This window comes from Halarchaeum sp. CBA1220 (assembly GCF_003721175.2).
Classification (GTDB): Archaea; Halobacteriota; Halobacteria; order Halobacteriales; family Halobacteriaceae; genus Halarchaeum; species Halarchaeum grantii.
The window spans coordinates 349,120-363,869 of record NZ_CP054709.1 but is presented as its reverse complement, the minus strand read 5'-3'; the positions used below and the strand labels follow the sequence as shown (position 1 = coordinate 363,869).

General features: G+C 59.9%; 11 protein-coding genes and 2 CRISPR repeat arrays (1 of these 13 running past the window's edge). Of the genes, 1 reads left to right on the top strand and 10 read right to left on the bottom strand.

The window, feature by feature from the left end:
- Positions 1-56: 56 nt before the first annotated feature.
- The 10 genes from EFA46_RS15050 to cas6 form a co-directional block, all read right to left on the bottom strand.
- On the bottom strand, positions 57-461 hold the full coding sequence (locus tag EFA46_RS15050; protein WP_123079037.1) for a hypothetical protein: 405 nt from the start codon (positions 459-461) through the stop codon (positions 57-59).
- 90 nt (positions 462-551) lie between these two features.
- Positions 552-1,472 carry a transcription initiation factor IIB family protein gene (locus tag EFA46_RS15045; RefSeq protein WP_123079303.1) on the bottom strand — a complete coding sequence of 307 codons (921 nt, stop codon included), beginning with the start codon at positions 1,470-1,472 and terminating at the stop codon, positions 552-554.
- Between the two features lie 180 nt (positions 1,473-1,652).
- Positions 1,653-4,670: a CRISPR direct-repeat array (repeat unit 37 nt; unit sequence GTTTCAATCCCGTTCTGGGTTTCTACCGCATTGCGAC).
- Positions 4,671-4,785: 115 nt separating this feature from the next.
- Positions 4,786-5,058 (bottom strand): CRISPR-associated endonuclease Cas2, encoded by a 273-nt coding sequence (cas2, locus tag EFA46_RS15040; protein ID WP_123079035.1) that lies wholly within the window; start codon positions 5,056-5,058, stop codon positions 4,786-4,788.
- Positions 5,055-6,050, bottom strand: a complete 996-nt coding sequence (cas1, locus tag EFA46_RS15035; protein WP_123079033.1) for a CRISPR-associated endonuclease Cas1 — start codon at positions 6,048-6,050, stop codon at positions 5,055-5,057. The genes cas2 and cas1 overlap by 4 nt, the downstream gene beginning before the upstream one ends.
- A complete protein-coding gene (cas4, locus tag EFA46_RS15030; RefSeq protein WP_123079031.1) occupies positions 6,047-6,637 on the bottom strand; it encodes a CRISPR-associated protein Cas4 in 591 nt (196 codons plus the stop codon). The genes cas1 and cas4 overlap by 4 nt, the downstream gene beginning before the upstream one ends.
- Before the next feature lie 2 nt (positions 6,638-6,639).
- Entirely contained in the window at positions 6,640-8,517 is a 1,878-nt protein-coding gene (gene cas3, locus EFA46_RS15025) for a type I-D CRISPR-associated helicase Cas3' (RefSeq protein ID WP_123079029.1), read from the bottom strand.
- A complete protein-coding gene (locus EFA46_RS15020; protein WP_123079028.1) occupies positions 8,518-9,219 on the bottom strand; it encodes a hypothetical protein in 702 nt (233 codons plus the stop codon).
- Complete coding sequence (cas7d, locus tag EFA46_RS15015) at positions 9,212-10,153, bottom strand: type I-D CRISPR-associated protein Cas7/Csc2 (RefSeq protein WP_123079026.1); 942 nt, start codon at positions 10,151-10,153, stop codon at positions 9,212-9,214. The genes EFA46_RS15020 and cas7d overlap by 8 nt, the downstream gene beginning before the upstream one ends.
- A gap of 19 nt (positions 10,154-10,172) precedes the next feature.
- Entirely contained in the window at positions 10,173-12,671 is a 2,499-nt protein-coding gene (locus EFA46_RS15010; protein WP_255494138.1) for a hypothetical protein, read from the bottom strand.
- On the bottom strand, positions 12,638-13,486 hold the full coding sequence (gene cas6, locus EFA46_RS15005; protein WP_123079024.1) for a CRISPR system precrRNA processing endoribonuclease RAMP protein Cas6: 849 nt from the start codon (positions 13,484-13,486) through the stop codon (positions 12,638-12,640). Before cas6 ends, EFA46_RS15010 begins: the two co-directional genes overlap by 34 nt.
- Positions 13,487-13,660: 174 nt before the next feature.
- Here cas6 and csa3 point away from each other — a divergent pair, with 174 nt between their 5' ends.
- Entirely contained in the window at positions 13,661-14,293 is a 633-nt protein-coding gene (gene csa3, locus EFA46_RS15000; protein WP_123079022.1) for a CRISPR-associated CARF protein Csa3, read from the top strand.
- 116 nt (positions 14,294-14,409) lie between these two features.
- A CRISPR array of direct repeats spans positions 14,410-14,750; the repeat unit is 37 nt; unit sequence GTCGCAGTACGGCAGAAACCCACGCCGGGATTGAAAC; it runs 1,077 nt beyond the window's last position.

Genomic DNA, 14,750 nt, shown 5'->3' with positions numbered 1-14,750 from the left:
AATTGGATTCGTATCTGCTGGACTGCGTATCCATATCTGTGTTCCCGGCCGATGCCTCATTCTCGCGGGTCACCAACCGGAACGTCACCGTACTCGGGACAGTTCACCCAGCCTTGCCCGAACGCCGCTCCAAGCCCCTCATCGGGGTACCACTCGTGTTTTTCTCCGCAGTTCGGGCAGTCAACGCGTGGGGGCTGGATCTCCGCGGCCTCCTGCTGGAGATAGTGATTCCCCTGGTAGGCACGACAGTGCTGACAGACGTTGCCCCAGACTCGCTTCTCAAGGGTCCTACTATATACTCGCTCGACTGGCGTTTCATACTCCGCGAGCAATGCTCCCAGTGGTGTATCCAGATGGTCGTTGCGGGGCCACACAACCGGCGTGTCCTCACCACACTTCCAGCACTCCGTCTGCCACGTCACGAACTTCTCGTGATCTGCGGGGAACTCTTCCGGGAGCATCGTTGCTCCCCTTGTTCGCTCTATTCGTATTTGGCTGCTTCTACGCCTTGACGCAGTATTCCCCCGCCTAACTACAGAATTAGATTCGGACTACTGGAGTTCGCTCCGGAGCGTCTCACGATGCGTCCGAATCGTGGTTGTCGTGACGCCTGCGGCGTCCGCGACTGCAGCCTGTGTAAGTCGATACTCGCTCTCCTGAGCTACGTAGTAGAGGCAGGCCGCAGCGAATCCCGGTGGCGACACCCCCTGCACGAGAGATTTGGCCTCGGCGCGTTCTGCGAGCATCCGTGCCTGTCGCCGAATCTCGTCTGGAACGTCGAGATTGGAGGCGAGACGTGGGAGATACGCATGAGGCTGCATGGGCTGCGCCGGCAGTCCGAGTTCCTCGTTCAGCGTCGCGTAGGCGTTGGTCACGCGATTCTCACCGACGCGTGCGGCCTCGACGACGTCCGCGAGTGGAAGGGTTCGGCCGTTGCACCGGCAGGCGGCGTAGACGCTCGCCGCTGCCACCGCCTCGATTGACCGCCCTGGGAGGAGTCCCTCGGAGTGGGCGCTCCGGAAGAGCTGGCACGCCTGCTCCTGGAGCGAATTGTCGACGTCGAGGACGCTCGCGACTCGCTGTACCTCTCCGAGTCCGTGGCTCAGGTTTCGCTCCTGTTTGGAACGGAACCGACCCCGTTTTTGCTCGCGACGTAGCCGTCCGAGTTGCCGACGCTTCTTTGTGGAGAGTCTGTTCCCGTTTGCGTCGCGCTTCCACCCGATCGTCGTCGAGAGTCCACGGTCGTGGCGCGCCGTCGTGAGTGGGGCACCTGTTCGCTCCGTCCCCTCCTCGTACACCGGCTCCCCGCTATGGTCAATTGCGTGCTCCGTCAGGACGAGTCCGCACTCCTCGCAGACTGTCTCTACTGTGTTCGTCTCGACTCGCCCACCGCACTCCGGGCAGCCATTCGTCTGGTCGTCAGTCTGGACGTCCTCGTCGAAGCCGTTCGCGTAGATCTCTCTCGAAGCCATCCTGATCACGAGGAATCCCTCGAACGCGCTGCTCTGCTGGACCCCTCACCTTTCTCGGGGTGACAAAACAGCGCGTGGCTAGTTCTCAGCGTCTTAACCAACGCCTGACTGGGTCTGAGTGTGATTTTGGTTGATGGTTGAGGACTCCCGCCACCGTTTCCGAAGCTCTGATTGATTGCCGATCAGAACACCGTCTGGGTTTCTACCGCATTGCGACCGGGAACGTCCTGATGACGCCGCCGTCCCACCACGTTTCAATCCCGTTCTGGGTTTCTACCGCATTGCGACACGACGACGGCCAGGAGCACCGCGAGCACGGCCGGTTTCAATCCCGTTCTGGGTTTCTACCGCATTGCGACCCGTCGTCCACGCGTCGAAGATACTCCCGTCCTTGTTTCAATCCCGTTCTGGGTTTCTACCGCATTGCGACGAAATGGACGACGTTAGCCACACCAGTAAAGACGTTTCAATCCCGTTCTGGGTTTCTACCGCATTGCGACTACATCGAAGCGTTCGCGGGCCTTCTCGCCAGGGTACGTTTCAATCCCGTTCTGGGTTTCTACCGCATTGCGACCCGAAAAGGTCGCGGTTCCGTCCGCTCACTCGCCGTGTTTCAATCCCGTTCTGGGTTTCTACCGCATTGCGACTTCCGTGCGTGCAGCCGGTCAGCCGTCGACTCGTAGTTTCAATCCCGTTCTGGGTTTCTACCGCATTGCGACGTGAATAAGAGCGCGCCGAAACTCTATCTTGGCTACGTTTCAATCCCGTTCTGGGTTTCTACCGCATTGCGACCGAGCGCACGCCGCCGGACTGACCCAACTCCACTGGTTTCAATCCCGTTCTGGGTTTCTACCGCATTGCGACGTTGCGGTCCGCGTCGCGCGTCCTCTCAGTAGTAAGTGTTTCAATCCCGTTCTGGGTTTCTACCGCATTGCGACCCGATGTCGCTCGTCTCGTCGACGTCGCCGGCAACGTGTTTCAATCCCGTTCTGGGTTTCTACCGCATTGCGACACAGTAGCGTGTGAGTCTGCCGGAACCGTCGCCTGGTTTCAATCCCGTTCTGGGTTTCTACCGCATTGCGACTCGTTGATGCCGTCGCCAAATACCATACTCCAACCAGTTTCAATCCCGTTCTGGGTTTCTACCGCATTGCGACGCAACTAATTGAGTCCGTAGAGTGGAGTGAGTACAGTTTCAATCCCGTTCTGGGTTTCTACCGCATTGCGACAGGCGCATCTCGCCGTCGAGGACCTCATCCGCGAGTAGTTTCAATCCCGTTCTGGGTTTCTACCGCATTGCGACATGGCGTCGGAGCTCGTGGAACTCGCGATGAGGTTTCAATCCCGTTCTGGGTTTCTACCGCATTGCGACGCGAGCTACGCGGTCGACGTCCACTGGGACGAGGAGTTTCAATCCCGTTCTGGGTTTCTACCGCATTGCGACGTTCGTTCTGAATCTCCTCAACCGCTATCATTCCAAGTTTCAATCCCGTTCTGGGTTTCTACCGCATTGCGACCGAAACCACAATCATGGACTCGGGTATCGGCGACGAGTTTCAATCCCGTTCTGGGTTTCTACCGCATTGCGACCCGACCGGCAGCGGCTGGCTCGACGACGCCGGCAGGTTTCAATCCCGTTCTGGGTTTCTACCGCATTGCGACGGCGCGACGCCGTTCCCGACCAAAATCACGTTCGCCCAGGTTTCAATCCCGTTCTGGGTTTCTACCGCATTGCGACATCACGGACCCAGAGGACGGAAATCCGGTGTTCGAGTTTCAATCCCGTTCTGGGTTTCTACCGCATTGCGACTCGTAGTAAGCGCTCGGCATGAGCGCAAATCCGAGATCAAGGTTTCAATCCCGTTCTGGGTTTCTACCGCATTGCGACGGGTCGCCAAATCCACCCCGTCCGACTCGTCTAAGTTTCAATCCCGTTCTGGGTTTCTACCGCATTGCGACCTGCTGGGTGTGGGCAACCGAAGGCGAACGCTTGTTTCAATCCCGTTCTGGGTTTCTACCGCATTGCGACCGAGTGCGCGTCGAGAATCCCATACTTTCTGCGTGTTTCAATCCCGTTCTGGGTTTCTACCGCATTGCGACACGAGCGTCGACGCGGTCATCGGCGTCCAGTACCTGTTTCAATCCCGTTCTGGGTTTCTACCGCATTGCGACAGCGCGCGTGAGCACTCTGTCTCGCTCGCTCTCGTGTTTCAATCCCGTTCTGGGTTTCTACCGCATTGCGACAGCTGATGCTGAAGCCGTCGAGTGAGAGGCTCGTCGGTTTCAATCCCGTTCTGGGTTTCTACCGCATTGCGACTGTCGCGCGGTTCGATCTCGAAGACTGCCTGCGAGTTGTTTCAATCCCGTTCTGGGTTTCTACCGCATTGCGACAGCGCGGCCGAAATCGCCGTCGCGAACTACTGGGCAAAGTTTCAATCCCGTTCTGGGTTTCTACCGCATTGCGACCCAACAAGCCAAAAACCAGCAGATAAACACGTCCTAGTTTCAATCCCGTTCTGGGTTTCTACCGCATTGCGACACGCCGCACGTACCGATATTGTCCAAGTCTGGGAACTGTTTCAATCCCGTTCTGGGTTTCTACCGCATTGCGACCCGAGGGAGGAAGTCCTTGGCCGGGACCCCTCGGGGTTTCAATCCCGTTCTGGGTTTCTACCGCATTGCGACATCAAAGACCTTGGTGCGCTCAAGTCCGAGCCAATCTTGTTTCAATCCCGTTCTGGGTTTCTACCGCATTGCGACCGAACGAACCCCGGAACCTCTCCACGGTCAACGAGGTTTCAATCCCGTTCTGGGTTTCTACCGCATTGCGACCTCATCCTCACCGCCGATGGCCCCCGCCGCCTGTTTCAATCCCGTTCTGGGTTTCTACCGCATTGCGACAACGGGCAGACTGGCGAGGTTCGCGCGGCGGATCTTCGTTTCAATCCCGTTCTGGGTTTCTACCGCATTGCGACGCACGCCGGCTTGGACGGCGGCGAGCACGACGATCCGTTTCAATCCCGTTCTGGGTTTCTACCGCATTGCGACCCGGCGACCGCGACGCCGCCGTCGTCGAGAACGTCGAACTGTTTCAATCCCGTTCTGGGTTTCTACCGCATTGCGACGGTGACCGGTCTCCCGCCGACGTCGTGGGAGTTCGAGTTTCAATCCCGTTCTGGGTTTCTACCGCATTGCGACAGGGGGAATTCTCTCGCGCATAGCACCTATAGTTTTCTCTCCGATGGCGAGAGACGGCCCACGTTTCGTGGACCCCTGCTGTACACGGCCTTCAAAAAGGTCCACGAAGGGTGGTTTAGATGACGTTCGATTGTTCATCCGGTGGGTCCGATCCGAGATCGGTCGTCGCGCCGAGACAGGAGTTACAAAGCCGATAGAGGCGGACTCGGTCTCCGTCAGCGGGTTCGATGTGCGATTCGAGTTTGTCCTCGAGTTCGACGCGTTCTGATTCCGAGACGTCAAGCTCGAATACGCTGTACTGTTTCCACGCGCCGTAGCTTTCGAGCGTTCGATAGACGCGTCGTCGGTTCGCATCGTCGTGAACGTCGTACGTTACTGCGAGCCTCATCGGACGACCTCCAGTGCGTGATAGTCGTCCATCTCCCCGGTGATCGTTTTTCGGAGAAGGATCGCCTGCTGTCGGATGGCTTTGCGTCGCGTCACCTCGTACCCGAAGTGGGGATGGGTCAGTGTCTCGTCCATGTAATCGTCGAACTTTCCGAGATACGTCTGGAACGCGTCGTCCGTGAGTCGATTGTCGTCGCGGAACTCGCTGTGCGTGATCGCTCCCCGGTTCACGAGGCGCGTCACGAAGGAGTCACAGAACAGCGGTCGGAATTCCTCCTGCAGGTCGAGCGCGAGCGACGGGCGTCCGTGTCGGTCCGCGTGTAACACTCCGAGGAAGGGATCGAGGTTGTACGCACGAAGCGCGCTCAACACCTCGTTCTTCATCATCACGTACGTCAGCGAGAGGAGCGAGTTGATGTGATCCTCGGGCGGGCGTTTCGTTCGCTTCTCGAACGTCCAGCCGTCGACGAGCGTCTCGTCGAGCCGAGCGAAGTATCGGCCTGCTGCCTCCCCTTCGATACCACGGAGGTCGTCCGCGTTCGTCGCGGTCGAGACGCGCTCGCCGAGATCGGCGAGGACGTCAGTTCCTGTGACGCCCTTGCGAGAGAGGAGGGTGCGCGCGTTCCGAATCTTCGCGGCGATCATCGCCTTCGCGATGCCGAGCTCGGTCTCGTCGTCGAGCGCGTACTGTGCACGGCGGACCTCCGCAATCGTGTTCCGCTCCGGGACGAAACTCCCGCGATACTTCCCGTTCTGCGTGAAGTAGTTCAGGACGATTCCGTGCTCGTTCGCCTCTGCGACGAACGGCGTCGAGAAGTTCACCCCGCCAAAGACGTTGATCGTCTCAAGCTTTTTCACGGGGAACCTCGCGAGCTCTCCATCGTCGCCCTCAACGTCGTAGACGACGATCTGCCCGCCGTCCGTCCGGACTTGCGTTCCCTGCGTCGTGACGTAGACGACCGAGTCCTCGAACGCCCCTTGGCTGTCTTTCATACGTACTCCTCCCACTCTTTACTCGGCATACGGTCGGGTTCCAGCTGTAACGTCTCTTCGGGGAGACAGTACGACCGAACCGAGCAGGCGGTACACTTCTCAGGGTTATCGGTTATCGGTGGGACATCGTCCGGAGACATCGCGCGCATCTCCTTGATCCGGTCACGAACCGCATTGCGGAGGTCGTCGGTGATCCGTACGTGCATGCGCTGGTCAGTCTCGTAGAGGTAGATCGCACCCTCCCGAACCGGCTCTCCCAGATATGACTCCAGTAGGAGACAGTACCCGGCGAGTTGGAGTTCATCGCTCCGGTAGTAGTCCCCTCCCTCTGCGCGTTTCCGCTCAATCGGGATCAGATCGTCATGGAGTTCGAGGACGTCGATTTTCCCCTTGAGGCCGATGTCCTCGTCTTCGAGGTAGAGTTCGTCGACCCACCCGCCACGCTCTGATTTCGAGTCGTGAAGGGACGTCCCCTCGGTGCGCTCGTAGTTGGTTCCCTGCGTGTCGAAGAAGTGGAGGTACCAGTAGCGACGGGGGCAGTAACTGTACTGGTTCAGATCGGAGGCGTTGATTAGCTCTTCGTTCATATTTAGCGGCGCTCGACGTCGACGGATGTGATTCCGTCCGGTTCCACGTACGCGACGTACTGGCCGTATCGGACCTCGATCGGCATCACCGCCTTCGGAAGCGAGAGGTCGGAGAAGAACTGTCGGAGCACGCCCTCGTCGACTTCCGTCTCAGCGAAATCGGCTTCCTCGATTTCCGGGTAGATCCACCGGGAGAACATCTGCTCGATCTCGCTGTTGGACCCGCTGTAGTCTCGCGGTCGATTCTCGTAGCCAGGGAATCGGGCGGTGATTGCGACCGGTTGTGTTGACTCTCGACGATCGACGACCAGTGTCCCGTCGGACTCTATGTCCTCAATATCGTAGTACCGGAGCGTCGTCAGGAGGTCGTACGACGTGAGCGCACGCCGATCGCCTCGCGGATACTTGATGTCGACGGGTAGCGAGCGACCGCGGAGGCTCTCGAGGGCCCCGCAGCAGTGTCGCGCGAAGTCGAGAATCTTCCGCGTGGCGCTGTTCTGCATAACCGGCGACCCGAACTCACCGGCGCCCTCCAAGGTAGAATCGACCGCACGGAAGAATGCACGCCACTTCCCGTACTCGGAGACAGACTCGAAATCCGCGAACAGTTCCGCTCCGAACCACTCGTCCTCAGTCATCCGCGAGTGGATCGCGTACGCCGCGCGCATCCCGACGAGGCTTCGGAGCGCCGCAATTTCCTCATCTCGGCTTCGATGCGTTCCGAGCGCGTCGTAGATTGACGCAGCGAAGTCGGGATACCGCGTCTCGTCCGGCCACGCCATATCTCCGAGTCCGAACACGTGGACAGTCGCCTCGTACTCCCGGCCGGCGCGACCGAACCGTTGGAGGAACGCGCTCGGCGTCGGCGGTGTCTCCATGAACAGCGTCCGGATATCGTAATCTAGTCCGACTTCGCCTTTGCTCGTCGTGTTGAGGACGAAGAAGTCCTGGGACTCGAGGCTCGCGTCCGGGTCGTTTGTGTCGAACCCGTTGTCCTTCGCGACGTGTTCGAACACGTCGGGGAACTCCTCGGCGAGGTACGCGTGGAAGTCGTTACTCGCCGCGACGCTGTTGAACACGAGCGCGACTTGTGGCTCGCCGAAATCGTCGGCATCCTCGATGAGTTCGCGGAGACGCTCTGCGACCGTCTCGCGCTCTTCGTCGATCACTCGCCCTTCGTGTCTGTTCACGGTCACTGGACGGCGGAACTGATCGCCGTCCTGGACGTACTCCGCGGCGATATCTCGGACGGGAAGCGAGAGCTCATCCTGGACGAACCCGACGAACGACTCGTTCGGCGTCGCGGATGCGAGGAGGACGTTCGTTCCACGCCGGTTGTGCATGACGTGGGTCTGCAGGAGCAGCCCACTTGCGGCCAAGTCGTCGTAGAAGTGGAATTCATCGTAGACGACTGCGTCGAAGCGGTCGAAGAACTGCATCGGTTTCGTTGAGCCGTGGTACTGGTCTTGGATGATCGCCTGCAGGATGTCAGGATTTGTGACGACGACATCGTGACCCTCGTAGAAGTCGGTCAACTGCAGAAGGTCCTCGACGCGGTTATCCCCGTGTCCATCAAGCGTATCGCTGTTAAGGGGCTCCGCGCTGATGCCGTCCCACTCCCCGAATCGCTCGAGCTGTTGGTCCAAGAGCGCGTTCGTCGGGTAGACGACGAGTGACAGGTCGTTCTCCTCGATCACCTCGTAGAACGTCGCGGTCTTTCCCGCTCCAGTTGGTGCTCGGAGGACGGCAACCGGTTCCGCGTCGTCGTCGTGCGCCCACTCGGCGACGCGGTTCTGGAACGCGCGGGCGTGGTCGAAACCGCGCTCGGCGAACCCTTCTGCAGGTGGTTCGGTCGCGAGTGCGGCGCTCCGGACGCGCATCTAGCTCACCTCCGGGACGATCGTCTCACGTGCGTACTCGGGGTCGACACCGACGAAGTGCTGGAGTCGTGGGTCGTTACCGCGCTCGAATGTGTCGCTTCGCTCTAAGAGCTCGGTGAGTGTCTTCGTCGGGAGGTCGTAGACTTCCTCAAGGAGGTACTTGTTCAGCACGAGCTGGTTGAGGCTCGATTCGGTCGCCCGGAACTCCCCGGTCTGTCCGATGCCCATCCGGAACGATGGTCGGGTGGGAAGCGATTCTTCGCTCCAGACAGTGAACTCGAACGTGGAGCCCGGTGAGAGGCCCTGGTACCGACGAATAGTCTGCCACCCGGCCCCTGAACGTTCGAGGATTTCCGGAACCGACTTCCCACCCGTTACCTGATCAGCGACGTCCGGGTCGGCCGTCGTGAAGTGTCGTTCGGAGCGGTAATCAGTGCTCCGAAACGTTCGCTCGTCAGCCTTGACGGTGACTGGGTGCATGTCGCTCACGAACAACGGTAAGTCGCGGAGGTGGTCGTACGAAGGAGTCGTCGCGTCCTCCCCGACGAGTGCATACCGCTTCTCGAGCCCGCAGTATCGGTAGCCGATCGCGTGCATAAGTGCTGTCGCGGAGAGCATCGGCTGCGTTCGGACGGAGCGCCCCTCCGCGCTCGAGTAAAACAGTGGAGCGTACAGCTGTGCCTCGTACGTCTTCTCAATCATCGTCGGTAAACACGTCCATTGCCGCCTCGGTGAGGTGCTTGAACTCCTCACGGAGGACATCGTCGGCGTTGTCGACCTCTCGCGCTGCGACCGCCTTCAGGTCCTCGTACCACTCGGGGAAGTCGTCGACCCCCTCGAACTCACCGTAGACCTCCCAGTCGGCACGACGGACCGCCTCGATGTAGTCGGCGATGCTCTCGTCGATGTCGGCTCCCTCCTCGTGGTATTCCATCAGGAGCTCACCCGTCGAGAGTGACGTGTCGTGCTTGCCGAGGATCACGGCGCGAATCTCATTCCGGACGTTACGCCCTGTCCGCGTCTCGCGCGCTCCGTATCGACCCGTATTCAGGATGTTATGGAGCGCGTAGAGGAGCATCGGCCCCGTCGCAGCTTCGAGTGTGACGAAGTGGACGAGGGAGTTCCCGGGCTGGACCTTGACGTAGTCGAATAGTGCCTCGGACTGCTCATTCTCGTCGGTTCGCATCGTCCCGGACTCGTACACCGCGTTCCGGGTCTCCTTGTTCATCAGGTCGTACTCGTCGGTCGTGTATGTGTATCCCTCGATGACTCGGGACTTAATCGCGAAGTCCTGGTCGCCGGTACCGGCGAGGCCGTACGTGAGCGTCCCGACGTTGATTGACTCTTTAAGCGACGCGGGCTCGTTGTACGTGTACTCCTCGTCGACGAATTCGTCATCGAGCGACCGGAGCAGGTCGAGACCGGTGAGACGTTCCTTGCTCGTGAACTTCTCGCCGTTCACCTGCGCGTGTAGCTGGTCGCCGAACTGTTGGGTTTCGGCGCGGTCGTCGTTCGAGTTGCGGAACAGCGTCGGTTCGGTAATCTCGCGTTCGACAACGAGTGTGACGCTCGGCTTCTGCGTGCGGTAGATCTCGAACGATTCAGCGAGGCCGGTTTCGGGGTAGGTGAGTGTCATTGTGGATCGGTGAGTCGGGTTAGTTGTCGGACGATTCGGCATCGTCGTCTTCGTACAGGACCTGCTCGTAGGCGTAGAGGTACGAATTGACGAGTGCGTTCTCCCAGTCGGAGAGCTTTTTGAGAGAGGCGAGATCGTTCTCAACGAGGTACGTGTGTAAGGCATCAACGAACGCCTCTGCCTCTTCGACCGTCACGTAGCCGGCGTAGTCCTCGCGGTCCGCTGCGTCGTACACCTGCGCTGCGACGTGTTCAAGCAGGTCAGCATCGGACATCTGCTGATTCTTCGCGCTGAGGAACGCATCAATCGCCTCCCGGAAGATCTTCGTCTTCTTGTACTTGCTGTCGTACTGTTCGCCGAAGAGATCGACTCCTCGCTCGGCGACGGTTTTCATGTCCATGAGTTGTTTCGTGTGGTACGTTTCGAGGTACGACTCGAGCTCGGAGAGCCGAGTCGCATGTTCGTGGTTCTGCACCGCGAAGTCGGCGAGATGGTGGAACGTGTCCCGGTCGAGTTGGAGATAGGGGTTCCGCATCCCTGCATTCTGTCCGACCATACTGATGATCTTACAGAGGGAGAGCGCACGTCGGAGGTGTGACTGCTCGTGGTCGTCCCCGCGCTCGATGAACGAGGGCAGCGGACCGAACCGATCGACCGCGTCCAGACCGAGAAGTTCCTGCTGGCGGATGGCATCTTCGTCTACGAACACCTCGTCGGCGTTCTCGAATCGCGTGAACGGCCGACCGAGAACGACCTTCATCCCGGCGTCCTGTGCCGCCTGCAGCAGCTGTCGGACGACGACCATCCGGTGGTTCTTCTCACCCATCGCGGGGTGGCCACCGAAGTTGAACGGTTGGACGTAGTACTGCGGTCGGAGGAGGCTCTTGTCCACCTCCGTGTCGCTGAGGTCAATCGTCTCGCCCTGCTGTAGGCCGACGCGTCCACCTCGGAGACGGATGTCGCCGAGGAACTCGTCGAAATAGTAGTACGCGACACCGACGTTCGCGTTCAGGTTGACGTCGGACCGCTCGCACAGATCCGCGAGGAGTGCGTACTCAAGGTTACACACCTCACAAATTTTCTTGTACTTTGCGTGTGGGCGGACGCGTCGTGAGAACTCTTGCGTTCGATAAACCGCTGAGAGCCCCTTCTGGTAGTTCGTCTCCGCTGCCGCCCCGCAGAGGAAGCACATCTCCCCCTTCGAGCCGAGGCTCGCGGACGCCGTCGCGTCGAAGAACCGGTCGACGACGGAACCGATGGCGTCCGACTCCGGTTCGAGGTCGTCATGGAGGTGGGGCCGAACGTCCTCCCGGAACTCCTTGAGGAACTCCCGGTGCTCCTCGAAGTTCCGGAGAAGGTACGCGACGAAGTGTATCTTCGCCTTCTGCGGGCCCTGTTCCTCGTAGATTTCGTCGTACGCGCTCTGTACGTCCTCGTCGTCGAACTCCGACTGGCCGTCGATGTAAATCGACTTTGCAAGGACCGGGAAGTACGGATTGAACTCTTCCGGGATGTGTTCGAATCCCTCGACGCCGGCAGTCCCGTCGGCGAGGAGATCGCGAAACGTCGTCGCGATGATTTCCTCTTTCTTCTCCGGGTCGAGCGCGAACTCGGCAAGAATGTCGTAGTCGAACGAGTTCCAGTTCAGCTTACACGAAAACGAGTATCGATCGGTCTCGACGAGCTGCTGGCTCAGATGGCTTCCGACTCGCTCCCGAAGCACGCCGCGGTCGACATCGTCACCGAGGTAGAGCACACGATCGGACGTGCTCCCGACGACAACACCGTACTCCTCACCGTCGTCTTCACCGGAGATGACCTCCTTCGTCGCGCCGAGGAGTTCGTCGTTGAGGATCGGCTGTTCGACCTGCGAAAGTTCAAGCAAGTGAACTTCGCCGTCGTCAAGTTTCTTCTGGAGTTCGACGAACCCGCGTTCGATACCGTCACGAAGGATTACCGACGCAACTTGGTCGCCAATCCGGCAGTACCGTGCGAGGCTGGCGAACTCCGTCTCTGTTCCCGTCCCTCGCGTCTCGCGGCTGTCCTCGTTCACTTCCGTCCGCTGGACGAGGTAGTGGAGGTCATCACGGTAGCCGTCGCCGAGGAACGCCTCGACGCCGAAGTCGTCACCGTTCTCGAAGTAGGCGTCGAACGCCTCGCTCGTGTTTCCGTCCATCTCGACACCGTAGGCCTCGCGGACGTACTTGTTCGTGTCGTGGAGTACGAGCGCCGCCGCGAGAACCGACAGGTCTTCCTCAAGGTCCATGATGTTGCGGCCGCCGTCGACGGCGTTGTACACGAATGTGTTCACTCCGATCGTCATCGCGTTGATGACGTGGGCCGCGAGCGACGTCGTCTCCTCCGGATCAGTCTTGGCGTCGTACTCGCCAGCGTGTTCGAGGACGTTCCCGACGAGCGGCGAATCCACGATATAGTCATGCGCGTAGCGGGCTGCGGAAGCAGGTGTGTCGTACTTTCCGGAACTCACGCTGCCACCTCCACAGAGACCGTCCCACACCCGCGAGAGACGAAACCACCCACACCGGCGTACTCGCTGAAGAGCGCGAGCGCCGTGACGGCTGTCCGGATGGCTTCGCTTGCACCCTTGAACCGATAGGTGCAGTCGGCGGTGAATCCCTGACGGAGGATTGGACCACCGTCCTCACCGCGATTGACGAGGACGCTGTGCGTCTCGTACGTGTATGCGTCGGGCTTCTCGATGAGGTTCGTCTCGAAGTCCTCGCGAGTCATCGCGAGGTCGAGTTCGTCGTCCCGCTCGTCCGGGATCGTCGACGACCATTTGCGGAGGAGCGAGCGGAAGACACTGCCTCGGTGGGGGAACATCGTCGTAATCTCCCCACTCTCCTTGATGCAGGTCGGCGTCTCGAAGCACACCTCGATCTCGAAGGTGTCGTGGTTCTGCTTGACGATCCTCGAGGCTTCGTTGAGGAGTTCCTCGTGCGTCGTGTTCGTACTCGCGAAGTCGCGCACGCGGAAGTCGCCGTCGGCGAGCTCGAGCGTGTCGCCGCTGAAGACGAACGCGTCGGCGAGCGCTTGGAAGACCTCCTGATCACGTGGGTCGGCGACACCCAGCTTGAGGTCGTAGGTCTCGTCGCGGATCACGCGCTTGTGGTGATCGCGGTGGCTCCCGTCAAAGGCTCCAAGGAGCCCGCTGTTCGTCAGACTCCCGATCGGGGAGTCGTGGACACGCGTGCTGACGTCCTCGTCGACGTCGTCGAGGGCCGAGAGGACAGCACCGTAGATCTGGTAGCCGTTCGCAGTCGGTACTGGGAACGCCCCCTCGGGCTCGAGAGTCAAGTCGACCCGTCTCATAACCCCCCTAGGTGGCGAATGTTCACGTATCGATTCACGATAGTACGTGCACCGTGATCCCTCTTGTATCTTTTCGTAAATCTGAAACGTATGCAGGGTTACGGAAATACTCCGACTCGATCTCACGATACTGCGTCAAAAGCATTTAGGTGAATTCCGACGAGTCCCCACCGTATGCGCACCTACATCTCTACGATCGGGCACTATAGCCCGCGTGTGATGCGGCCGATACTCGGCCACGGACTTGACGCGGACGACGTCATCGTCCTCCTCCGACCACGGGACGACACGAGTGAACAAGCACAGCGAGCGATCAGTGACGTCGAGCAGACCGTCCAAGATCTCGGACCCGGGGCAGAGACCACGGTCGCAGAGATCAGCTACGAGACGTTCGAAACCGCCGTCCTCGAATGCGTCGACATTTTGGACGCGGCGAATGGAGACGTCATCCTCAACTTCGATGGTGGTCCACGGGAGATTTTCCTCCCATTCGTCGTCGCCGCACTCGCCCGGACCGAACTCCTCGATACCGTCCTCCAGTTTCGCGATGTCGATGAGAGCATCGAAGAAATCGACCTCCCGAATCTCTCGACTCGTCCGTCCGACGCGACGATCGAAACGCTCCGATTCATCGTCTCACTCGATGGTGAGACTACCCTCCCGAACGTCGCCTCGGAGACAGACAAATCCCGGAGCACTATCGGTCGGCATCTCGACGCACTCGAATCTGCGGGAGCCATCAACACGTGGAAGGAGGGAAAGACGCGTCTCGTCCGGCCGACGCTCGCCGGCCGACTTCGGGTATGACGGTATTGTTCGTCGACCCTTTTCAAAGACGTGTACGGCCGGGGTCCACGAAACGTGGGCCGTCTCTCAGTGATCGAGGGCAAACTATAGGGGATCTCAAGAGAAAATATCCCCCTGTCGCAGTACGGCAGAAACCCACGCCGGGATTGAAACACGGCTACCGCGTCTTCTTCCACTCGGTTGACTCGTCGCAGTACGGCAGAAACCCACGCCGGGATTGAAACTCGTCGAGGACGTCGCTCGGAGTCACCTGCTCGGGTCGCAGTACGGCAGAAACCCACGCCGGGATTGAAACCTCGATGGCCTCGCGACGCCGCTCGTCGTCGTCCGGGTCGCAGTACGGCAGAAACCCACGCCGGGATTGAAACGAAGCGAACTCGTCGTACACGCGCCCGGTCGAGCTGTCGCAGTACGGCAGAAACCCACGCCGGGATTGAAACGTCTCGGGACGGCCCGA

What these genes read in the sequence shown, in the direction of transcription:
- EFA46_RS15020 (WP_123079028.1), bottom strand. Translation starts at nt 9,219, where the DNA reads ATGATTGAGAAGACGTACGAGGCACAGCTGTACGCTCCACTGTTTTAC.
- cas3 (WP_123079029.1), bottom strand. Translation starts at nt 8,517, where the DNA reads ATGCGCGTCCGGAGCGCCGCACTCGCGACCGAACCACCTGCAGAAGGG.
- EFA46_RS15045 (WP_123079303.1), bottom strand. Translation starts at nt 1,472, where the DNA reads ATGGCTTCGAGAGAGATCTACGCGAACGGCTTCGACGAGGACGTCCAG.
- EFA46_RS15050 (WP_123079037.1), bottom strand. Translation starts at nt 461, where the DNA reads ATGCTCCCGGAAGAGTTCCCCGCAGATCACGAGAAGTTCGTGACGTGG.
- cas4 (WP_123079031.1), bottom strand. Translation starts at nt 6,637, where the DNA reads ATGAACGAAGAGCTAATCAACGCCTCCGATCTGAACCAGTACAGTTAC.
- csa3 (WP_123079022.1), top strand. Translation starts at nt 13,661, where the DNA reads ATGCGCACCTACATCTCTACGATCGGGCACTATAGCCCGCGTGTGATG.
- cas1 (WP_123079033.1), bottom strand. Translation starts at nt 6,050, where the DNA reads ATGAAAGACAGCCAAGGGGCGTTCGAGGACTCGGTCGTCTACGTCACG.
- cas7d (WP_123079026.1), bottom strand. Translation starts at nt 10,153, where the DNA reads ATGACACTCACCTACCCCGAAACCGGCCTCGCTGAATCGTTCGAGATC.
- cas2 (WP_123079035.1), bottom strand. Translation starts at nt 5,058, where the DNA reads ATGAGGCTCGCAGTAACGTACGACGTTCACGACGATGCGAACCGACGA.
- cas6 (WP_123079024.1), bottom strand. Translation starts at nt 13,486, where the DNA reads ATGAGACGGGTCGACTTGACTCTCGAGCCCGAGGGGGCGTTCCCAGTA.